The sequence below is a fragment of the Nocardia asiatica NBRC 100129 genome (assembly GCF_000308415.1).
GTDB lineage: Bacteria > Actinomycetota > Actinomycetes > Mycobacteriales > Mycobacteriaceae > Nocardia > Nocardia asiatica.
On sequence record NZ_BAFS01000203.1, the window covers coordinates 1 to 9,744 of the forward strand.

Annotated in this window: 8 protein-coding genes; 3 read left to right on the plus strand and 5 right to left on the minus strand. The window is 68.9% G+C overall.

Translation table 11 applies throughout. The features are described from left to right. Positions 1-3,266 (minus strand): type I polyketide synthase (locus ON27_RS19710; RefSeq protein ID WP_043729506.1); only part of this gene is annotated, 3,266 nt, incomplete at its 3' end. Between the two features lie 451 nt (positions 3,267-3,717). Here ON27_RS19710 and ON27_RS19715 point away from each other — a divergent pair. Continuing rightward, entirely contained in the window at positions 3,718-4,272 is a 555-nt protein-coding gene (locus ON27_RS19715; RefSeq protein WP_043729508.1) for an ester cyclase, read from the plus strand. 21 nt (positions 4,273-4,293) lie between these two features. Here ON27_RS19715 and ON27_RS19720 read toward each other — a convergent pair whose 3' ends face one another. Continuing rightward, entirely contained in the window at positions 4,294-5,019 is a 726-nt protein-coding gene (locus ON27_RS19720; protein WP_083887674.1) for a TetR/AcrR family transcriptional regulator, read from the minus strand. A 782-nt stretch (positions 5,020-5,801) separates the two neighbouring features. On the opposite strand from ON27_RS19720, the gene ON27_RS19725 reads away from it, so the two are divergent. Further along, positions 5,802-6,923, plus strand: coding sequence for an MAB_1171c family putative transporter (locus ON27_RS19725; protein WP_043729512.1), 1,122 nt, complete (start codon positions 5,802-5,804; stop codon positions 6,921-6,923). On the opposite strand, the gene ON27_RS19730 is transcribed toward ON27_RS19725, so the two are convergent. The 3 genes from ON27_RS19730 to ON27_RS19740 all read right to left on the minus strand — a co-directional run bounded on the left by ON27_RS19730 (position 6,920) and on the right by ON27_RS19740 (position 8,685). Beyond that, positions 6,920-7,321: a PaaI family thioesterase gene (locus tag ON27_RS19730; protein WP_043729514.1), complete on the minus strand. Its 402-nt coding sequence runs from the start codon at positions 7,319-7,321 to the stop codon at positions 6,920-6,922. The two genes, ON27_RS19725 and ON27_RS19730, sit on opposite strands and share 4 nt — an antisense overlap. Before the next feature lie 181 nt (positions 7,322-7,502). Further along, a complete protein-coding gene (locus ON27_RS19735) occupies positions 7,503-8,252 on the minus strand; it encodes an SDR family oxidoreductase (protein ID WP_043729518.1) in 750 nt (249 codons plus the stop codon). A 61-nt stretch (positions 8,253-8,313) separates the two neighbouring features. After that, positions 8,314-8,685 carry an Rv1352/Rv1906c domain-containing protein gene (locus ON27_RS19740; protein WP_043729521.1) on the minus strand — a complete coding sequence of 124 codons (372 nt, stop codon included), beginning with the start codon at positions 8,683-8,685 and terminating at the stop codon, positions 8,314-8,316. Between the two features lie 553 nt (positions 8,686-9,238). Between ON27_RS19740 and ON27_RS19745 the strand changes: the two genes are divergently transcribed. Further along, on the plus strand, positions 9,239-9,744 hold a 506-nt coding region (locus ON27_RS19745), incomplete at its 3' end, for an N-acetylmuramoyl-L-alanine amidase (protein WP_043729524.1).

Genomic DNA, 9,744 nt, shown 5'->3' on the forward strand with positions numbered 1-9,744 from the left:
TAGAGGGCGGCGAAGCACTGCAGTGCCGCGTCGACGGCCGCCGGGTGGGCCAGGTGCGGCAGGCTCGGCGCGCTGCCCGCCAGCGGCGTGAGATCGAGCCGGGCCAGCACGGAGTCGGCGCCCACTCGCGCCGCGGTGATCAAACGGAAGCTCGGCCCGTAGGCCAGGCCGTGTGCGGCCAAGCCGTCGTAGAGCGTCGCCGCGGTCACGTCCACCGCGTCCGCCGCGGGCGTGAGGTCGATGGTGCGCGCGTCGACGTCGGCCTCGATCAGCCTGCCGTGCGCGTTGATCGTCCAGGTGGTCGCGGTGGCGGCGCGCGAGCGGAGGGTGAACCGGTGCGTGGTCTCCTCGACGGTGAGGCGCAACACCGGCACGTCGTGCTGCGCGATCACCAAGGGGGCGACGAATTGCACCGACTCGAGCCCGAAGCCGCTGCGGCCGGTGCGGACGGCGATGGCGCTGAGCGCGGCGTCCAGATAGGCCGCGCCCGGCAGCACCACCGATCCGTCCACCACGTGATCGGGCAGCCACGGCAGCGCGGCCACCGACAGCTCGACCTCCCATTCCGGTTCGGAGGCCGCCGTGCGCTGGCCGAGCATGACGTAACCGTCGACGGCGCCGACGCGGTCGGCCTCGATCGCGGGGTCCTCGGTCCACAGCACGCGGCGCTGCCACGGGTAGCCGGGCAGATCCAGGTGGGCGCCGGGCGTCTCCGGCGTGCCGGGCACGCGCGTGGTGTCGAGCCCGCCCACCTGGTACAGCTCGCCCACGGTGCGCAGCAGGTTGTCCCGGTCGTCGGCGTTGCGCGACAGGGTGCTGATCGCCGCGCCGTCGAGGCCGCGGCGCACGAACGCCTCCTTGATGTTGCCGCTGAGCACCGGGTGCGGCCCCACCTCCAGGAAGACCCGGTGCCCCGCGTCGAGCAGGCTGTCCACGGCCGCGCCGAACCGGACCGGCTCGCGCACGTTGCGACACCAGTACTCGGCGTCCCAGTCCGGGCCGGACAGTTCGCCGCCGGTGACGGTGGACCAGATCGGCACGCGCGCCGGTCGCGGTGTGAGATTGGCCAGCGCCGTTGTGAGGTCGCCGAGAATGGGGTCCATCAGGTGGCTGTGATAGGGCACTTCGACGCGCAGCGCTTTGGCGAAGACGCCCTCGGCGGTGAGTTCTTCCCGGATGCGGTCCAATTCGGCCAGGTCGCCCGACAGCGTCGCCGCCGAGTGGCTGTTGACCGCCGCGACGCAGACGTCCGGCACGCCCGCGAGGCGCTCGCGCAACTGCTCCTCCGACAGACCGACGGCGAGCATGCCGCCGGTGCCCGCCGTGGTGGCCTGCAACCGGGCGCGGTGACAACTCACCAGAAGCGCGTCGCGCAGCGACAGCGAGCCCGAAGCGTAGGCCGAGGCCACCTCGCCCACGCTGTGGCCGACCACCGCGGCGGGATGAATGCCGAGTTCGGCGAGTTCGGCCATGAGCGCGGCCTGGACCAGGAAGTTCGCCGGCTGTGCGTACGCGGTGCCGGTGATGCGCGACTGCTCTTCCGGGCGCAGCAGTTCGTCCACGATCGACCAGCCCGCGATCTCGCGGAAGATCTCGTCGATCGAGCGTGCGGCCGCGGCGAAGTGCCCGTCGGCCTCGAGCAGGCCGCGGGCCATGCCCCACCACTGCGGGCCCATGCCGCTGAACACGAACACCGGTTGGGTGGAGCCGTCGGTGAGGGCGCGGACCGGTGACTTGCCCGCTCCCGCGGCGAAATCGGCCAGCTGGGCACGCAGGTCGTCGGCGTCCCGGTAGCCGAACGCGGCGCGGAGGGGATGGTGTGCGCGCCGGGTCCACGCCGCTTCGGTCACCGCGTCCACCGGGGCGGTCTCGGTCAGCTCTTGCAGCTGGGTGGCCATGGCGCGCAGCGCGGTTTCGTTGCGGGCCGACAGCGGCAGCACGGTGATCGGCGTCGACGCGGCCCGCGCTTGCAGCTGTGGCGCGCGGGTCAGGATCGCGTGGGCGTTGGTGCCGCCGTAGCCGAAGCTGTTGACCGCCACCGCGGCCCGGCCGTCTTCGTTCGGCAGTGGTTCGGTCGCCAGCGGAACGCGTAACCGCAGTTCCTCGAACCGGATCTCCGGGTTCGGGTTGTCCAGGCGCAGCTGCGGGGCGATGACGCCGTGGTGCAGGGTCAGCGCGGCCTTGATGACGCCGGCGACGCCCGCGGCGGCCTCGGTGTGCCCGATGTTGTTCTTCATCGAGCCCACCGGCAGCGGCTCGTCGCGGCCGTCGACCGCGCCGTACACCGCGCCCAGGGCGGCCAATTCGAGCGGGTCGCCGACCGGTGTCCCGGTGCCGTGCGCCTCCACGAAACGAACGTCGCGCGCGTCGATGCCCGCCAGCCGGTGCACCCGCCGGGCCAGCGCTTCCTGTGCGACCGGGTTGGGCACCGGGATCGCCAGCGTGCGGCCGTCCTGGTTGACGCCGCTGCCGCGCACCACCGCGTAGATCCGGTCGCGGTCGCGGACCGCCGCGTCCAGGGTCTTCAACACCACCGCGCCCGCGCCCTCGCCGCGCCCGTAACCGTCGGCGGCCGCGTCGAAGGACTTGCACCGCCCGTCGACCGCCAGGAAGCGGCCTTTGCACATGGAGATGAACGCCTCGGGCCGCAGCATCGCGTTGGCCCCGCCGACGATCGCCGATTCGCACTCGCCCGACTCCAGCGCGAGCACCGCTTGATGCAACGCGACCAGGGAGGACGAGCAGGCGGTGTCGATGGTCATGGTGGGTCCGAGCAGATCCAGCAGGAACGCGATGCGGGCCGACAGCAGCGTGTGCGACGAGCTGGTCGGGCTGTGGCTGTTGATCGAGGCGCGCGCCATCGAGCCGCTGCGCACCAGCGCGTTGTCGTTCATGAAACCGCCGACGAACACGCCGACCTCGCGCCCGCCGACCCGGCCCGCCATCCCGGCGTCGTCCAGCGCCTCCCAGGCGACTTCGAGCAGCAACCGCTGCTGCGGGTCCATGATCGATGCCTCGCGCTGGGAGATGCCGAAGAACTCGGCGTCGAACTCCCACAGCGACTGGGTCAGGAAGCCACCGTGCCTGGTGTACATCCGGCCGGGCGCGTCCGGGTCGGGGTCGTAGAACTTCGCAAGGTTCCAGCGATCGGCCGGCACCTCCACGATTCCGTCGCCCTTGCGCACGACGAGATCCCAGAAAGAGTCCGGCCCGTCGATGCCGCCCGGGAAACGGCAGCCGATACCGACAATTGCTACATTGGGCATGCAAAATCCCCTGGTGCTCGGGTATTCGAAAACCGCAGGCGCGTATTCCGTCGGCGTCTTCGAATCAGCGTGGAGACAACCGGAATCGCGACGCCGGTAAACCTGTTCGGCCGTGAGCGTCGTCCGGAGTGAAGTGGTTCCGCGGTAGGAGGTCAGTGTCCACCCATGGTAGGAGGACCGATTCGTGAAGGTCAATAAGGAACTGTGCGGTCACGGCGCGAAAAACATTGCGGCAACGCTATTGCCGGCTTCGCCATCGATGCAGTTCAGGGCGGGTATGACGATATTATTCTGACGTTATTACAAGGTTATGGCCGCCCGATCGCCGAGTAATTACACCGTTATTCCGGTGTTATTCCGCCGGTCTCGGACACGCTCGCCCGGAAGCTGTTGAGTGGGTCCTCGTTCCGTGGCTACGATGACTCGTCGAATTGGCACTGGGTGAAAGGCGATGGGCGTGGATCCGTACAACACCGGGCAGTTCCGTATCGAGGCGGAGGCCGAGCCCGTGGAAAGCCTCGCCTGGCTGCTGGCGTTCACCGAGCGATACATCGCGGGCTGGAACAGCGGAGACGGCGCGGCGGTCGCGGAATGCGTCACCGAGGACACCATCTGGCACGACCCCTCGCTGGACGCGCCCGCGCACGGGCGGGCGGGCGTGGCGAAATTCGTCGCGGACACGGTGCGCTCGTTCCCGGATGTCGCCTACACCAACCCGTTTCCGCCGGTGCTCGCCGCCGACGATCGGATCGCCCTGGTGCCGTGGCGGATGACCGGGACCCATCTCGGCCCGATCGACCCGCCCGGCTTCGGTCCGACCGGTAAACGGATCGACCTGCTGGTCATCGACGTGTGGCAGTTCCGCTCGGGGCTGATCTGGCGTAGCCAGGCCACGTGGGACCTGACGGAGATGTTGCTGCAATTGGGTCTGATGCCGCCGCGCGGAAGCGCCGCCGAGCGCGCGATGGCACGCGCCCAGCGGCTGCGGTCCCGGTTGCCGTTCTGACCGGTACCCGGCGCGTAGACGTCAGTCGCCGAACCGATCGGCGAAGCGCTCCACCGCGAGCAGTACCGACGCGCCGACGGTCTCCAGCTCGGCGCCCATTCCCACGAGAAGATTCACGATCGCGGGCACCAGCACTTCGAGCAGGCCGTCGTCGCCCAGGTGCCCGGCCATCTCCAGTTGGACGAAGCCGAACAGGCCCATCCACAGCTGCGCCGCGGCCGAGCGGACGTCGGCGGTGCTGATCAGACCGGCGTCCTGTGCGCGCTGCACCGCGCCGACCACGTTGTCGAAGGTCTCCGCGTAGTGCTCGAACTCCGAATCGTGCCCGGCCACCAGCACGTTGCCGCGGTTGATCTTCGTGTCGATGCGCGTGCCGGTGCCGAACATCAGCTGGAAGAGTTCCGGCCTGCGCTGGGCCTCGTCCCGGAAGACCAGGCCGAGGACGAGCAGATCGGTGATCGGCTCCTCGCTCACCCCGGCAGCGGCCATGCGCTCGGCCAGTTGCGCGAAACCGGCGGAACCGGCCGCCCGGATCAGGCCGGGCATCCCCCCGAAATTCGAGTACACGGCCATCGTGGAGACGCCGCACATGCGCGAGACGCGGCGGACGGTGAGCGCGTGCAAACCCTCGGTGGACACCACCTCGACGGTCGCGCCGATCAGGCGATCGCGCAGCGCGGTGTTCATCGAGTCCGTCCCGGCAGGGCGCACGGCTAATTCGGTTGTTCCGGCAGTCTGCTTGCTCATCGGTTCCGTTCCCCAAACACGGTCAAGCCGTGACGCATAGGTTCGCCAGTGCGCTGTCTTCGGGAACGCGGTATCGCGGCGCGGCCGAGTACCCCCTGGTCGTGGTCACGAAGGCCGCCGGTATCAGGGCTCTGCGTGGCCGGGCCGTCCGGCCACGCCCTGGCAGTGCCGGGGGAACGACGTCTCTCCCCAGCGATGCACCATCGACTCGCTCGGTCCGGAAAGCAGATCGTGGTTCATCGCGCACAGATATCTCCGTTCTTGCCGCACGAACGGGCGGGCAGAGCATGAGGTGGGACCGCGTTCGCGGACTACGAAGAGTAGGCGCACCTGCCGAGAGGTGCGTGTCGGAGGTGAGTGTCGTCACTGAAACTCTATGTGAGTCAGCGTAACACCGACGCACGATCCGCCAAATGTTTTGCGTCCTTCCCGAATTCGCCGTGCCACGCCGCGCTGTGACATCCGACGGCGGAGCCCCCGAAGTTCTGGGTGCGGTGACAATCGCCGTCCGCCCGGTGTTCGGCATATGCTGTCGCGAACTGGACAAATGGGATGTCGGCTCGGTGAACGAGTGAGCATATCGCGTATTTGTCAAGATCGACCTCGAATGTGCGGAAGCGGCGACTTGCCGGGATCGGTGACGGTCCGGGAAGGTGGAATCACCGGCGAGGGGATGACGCGCCTCGGTAATCGGCTGCTGCCGTTTCTCGATCTGCGCGGTCACGAACACGCGGCAACGTTATCGTTCGCAAGGGACAGTTTCGCGGGTGGGAGGTCGGCCGATGTCGTCATCGATTTCGGGAATCGTCGCGTGGCCGGTAATCGGCTTCGTCGCGGCCGTTCTGGCGGGCCGATGGTTGCTGGTACGTGACACCGCCGTCGACGAATTGCTGAATCAGCTGTTCGGCTGGGGCCTGCTGAGTCTGCTGCTGTATCGCTGCACCATGATGCCCGGTATCGCGAGCCTCGCTCATCAACTCGCGCTCGGCTGCACGGTGATGGCATCGATGTGCCTGCAGGGGATCGTGCGCATCTGGGCCTTCGACGCGGACCCGGTCGTGGTCCGGCGCAGGCACCGCGTCTGCGGCGCGCTGGCCGCCGCGTCCACCGCCGCGATCCTCCTGGCCGGCGCGTCGGCACGGGAGGAAGGCAGGCTGGTCGACCTGACCGTGGACGCCGAGGGCTTGGTGGTGTGGACCGCCTTCGGCCTGCCGCTGCTGGTGAACGTCTCACTGCTGGCCCGCATGTGCGTCCGGGAGCTGCGGGTCGGCGGGATCGGGCTGGCCGAGAAGCTGGTATGCGGCCTGATGATTTGGGCCGCAACACTTTTCGGGGTGAACCTGGTGCTGTCGACGGTGCGGGCCTGCACCGGGTGGCAGGGCTGGGGTGGGCATCTGATCAGGATCGAGGCGACGGTCACCATCTGTCTGGCGCTCGACGCGACGGTGGTCGCCATTCCGCTGATCCGGTCGCTGCTGGCCACCGCGGAACTCGACCGAGCCGGACGGTTCTGCCGGAGGCTGCGTCCGCTGTGGCGGGATCTCACCACCGCGGTTCCCGAGATCGTGCTGCGGCCCGCCGCGGGCGAGCGGGCCGACCCGGGGACCCAACTGCTGCGGATGACCGTGGAGATCCAGGACGCGCTACTGCAACTCGGTCGCTACGCCCCGATGTCCGCCACCCCGGCCGGCTCCGAATGTCCGATGACCGACTACGCGCGCCGAGTGGCGTGCGCGGCGGCCGCGCGAAAGGCGGGGACGGCGCCGATCGGATCGAACGCGGCCCGGCTGCCGGTCCCCGCGGCGGATTTCGCCGCCGAATTGCGGCAGCTGCTGGACCTGGCCCGGGTCTGGCCCGCGGCCCGCGCGGCGGCGGGCGAGCGGGTGGCCGTCGGCGTCGGTTAGAGCACCGCTTGAGTCTGGGTGACTTTCGCGACCAGCTTGTCCGCGTCGTCCCGGAGCACCGTCTCGACCACGATGAACGAACGCCCGGCGTGCAGCGGCGCCGCCGAGGCGATGACGTGCCCCGAGCGCACCGCGCGCAGGAAATTGGTCTTCGACTCCACTGTGGTGGTGCCCTGCTTGCCTTCGGGCAGATTGAGGAACGCGCAGACCGCGCCGGTGGCGTCGGCGAGCGACATCAGCACGCCGCCGTGCAGTGCGCCGCCGAGCGTGCACAGCGATTGGTCCCAGGCCAGACGGCTGCGGACCAGTTCGGGTCCGTGGGCGAGGACCTCTACGCCGAGGCGCTCGGTGAACGGCATGCTCTGATGGAACAGCTTGGTGCCCGTCTCATCGATCATGGCCGCGATCCTTCCTGCCGCCGGTCGTCGCGTCGATTACCTCGCGGGTAATTACCCGCTGCGGCACGCTCGGCCGGATGCTCTGCGGGATATCGGAAATACCCGCGGCGCGACGATGGCGCGTGGCGCCACCGCGCACGGCGCGAAAGCCACCGCGCACGACGCTCAGGCGGTAGCTCGTTCAGCTCATCCGTGTCACGAGGGAGTCGGGTAGACGGGGGAGCGCGATGTCGATCAGGCGCCACGGCCACCCCGGCACACAGGCCCGGCGGCGCTCCTTCTCGATGGCGGCGACCATCGCCGCGACGCCCTTGTCCAGGGGCGCGACCATCCGCGCGTCACCCGCCTTGGCGGCCATGTCGGTGGCGATGAATCCTGGTAGCAGCGTAGTGACCGAGATCGGCGTGCCGGCCAGCTCGGTGGACAGTCCCTCGCCGAGTGCGGCCAGGCCCGCCTTGCTCGCCGAATAGGCCGCCTTCTTGCCGGGCAGCCCGCGCACGGCGCTCATCGAGGAGACGAGCACCAGATGTCCGGCGCTCTGGGCTCGAAAGATCTCCAGTGCCGCTTCCGCCTGTGCCAGCGCGCTGACGAAGTTCGTCGTCGCCGTCGCGAGGTTCGCGTGGGCCCGGCCGCTGCCCACGCGCGCTCCCTTGCCGATCCCGGCGTTGACGATCACGCGGTCCAGACCGCCGAGTTCGTCGCGCAATTCGCCGAACACGACCGGCACCGCCGCGTGGTCGTCCACGTCCAGTGCGCGGACCGCGATGGTGACGCCGGGATGCGCGGCGGCCAGGTCGTCGCGCAACGCGGTGAGCGCGTCGAGCCTGCGGGCGCACAGCGCGAGGTCGCGGCCCTTGGCCGCGAAGTCCCGCGCCATGGCGGCTCCGAGGCCGGAGCTCGCACCGGTGATCAGAATCTTGCTCCTCGTCATGCGGCCGACCCTAGCGTCTGTTGAACGCCGGTCAATAGCCGTCCGGCGGGCGCTGTCCGGTTCAGCCGCCGAACGATCCGGTGGGCGGCGGCGTCGGCAGCAATCGCCACGGGCCACAGTTCTCGGTCTTGAATCCGACGTCGGTCGGCTTGATCACCACCCGCACCGGGCTCAGTCGAGTGTGGTTGTTCGCGATGATGTTCTGCATATTCGTGTTGTCGCCCTCGACCTTCCACAACCTTGCCCAATCGCAGGCGTAGGCGGGGTCGGGTGTGCCGGGCGCCTCCCAGACGCCGGGGGCGATGTCCACGCCGACCAGATAGACGCCGTCGTGCGAGATGGCGTTCGCCGGTTCGGCCGCCGCCGTTCCCGTGGCGAGCAGGGTCACCGCGGAGGTCATGGCCCCAGCGATCAGGAGCGTGCTTGCACGCATACCGGTTCTCCTTGACTTGTACTACCGCCGCGCGGGCGTTGTCCGTCCGTGGTCGCGGCCGACTCGGGAGATCCCCGCATCTCCGCGGCCAGAAATACCAGAACCGACCGGGTGGTGTGCCGGAAATCCGCTATTCCGGCGGTCCGTGGCGATTACGCCGAGACGACGGGGAGGTCGAGTTGCGCTCGGCCCACGCGGATTCGGCCGAAGGCTCGACGACGGATTCCGGACATCCCAGCTACTTGTTTCTATATGTCCGTCGCCGCGTGCGGCGCTCGCCGGTGTACCCTTGCGCGGCGCCTCTCATCAGTGCTTCGCCGACTCGCCGGTGAATTCGGTGTGCCGTTCGGCATGGCGCAGGTCGGATTGCACTACGCTCTGCTATCTCCGCGCAAACAGCTGTGGTCGGTCCGACGGCGCGGCGCCGGACCTGCGGTAACACTTCGATAACTCTCCTTGCTTTGCTGATACACACGTTGCCAGAGTTAACCACTGGGTTTGGTGTTACAAGTGGGAAGGGAGGGGCGCCCCATCCCGGGGCGCCGACCGCACTATGAAGCCAAGCATCATCGAAACCGGTATCTGTACCGCCGTCACGGCCGCGATGACGGTGACGCTGTCCGGGTTGTTTCCGGTCAGCGCGCACGCGGCGCCGTCGGCGTTGGACATGTCGAAAAAGCTCGCGGGCAAGACCGTTTTCCTCGATCCCGGACACCAGGGGTCGAACCACTCGCAAGATCTGGCCAGGCAGGTCAGCGATGGTCGCGGCGGCACCAAGGACTGCCAGACCACCGGGATGACCACGATGAACGGCGTTCCCGAGCACACCATCACCTGGAACGTCGCGCAGGTGGTCAAGACGTCGCTGGAGACACTCGGCGCGCGCGTGGTGCTGAGCCGCCAGGACGACATGAACTGGGGTGGCTGCGTAGACGACCGGGCGCGGGCGGCGAGCCAGTCCGGCGCCGATGTCGCCGTGAGCATCCACGCCGACAGCGCTCCCGCGCAGTATCGCGGGTTCCACCTGATCATCCCGGAACTGCCCATCCCGAACCTGAT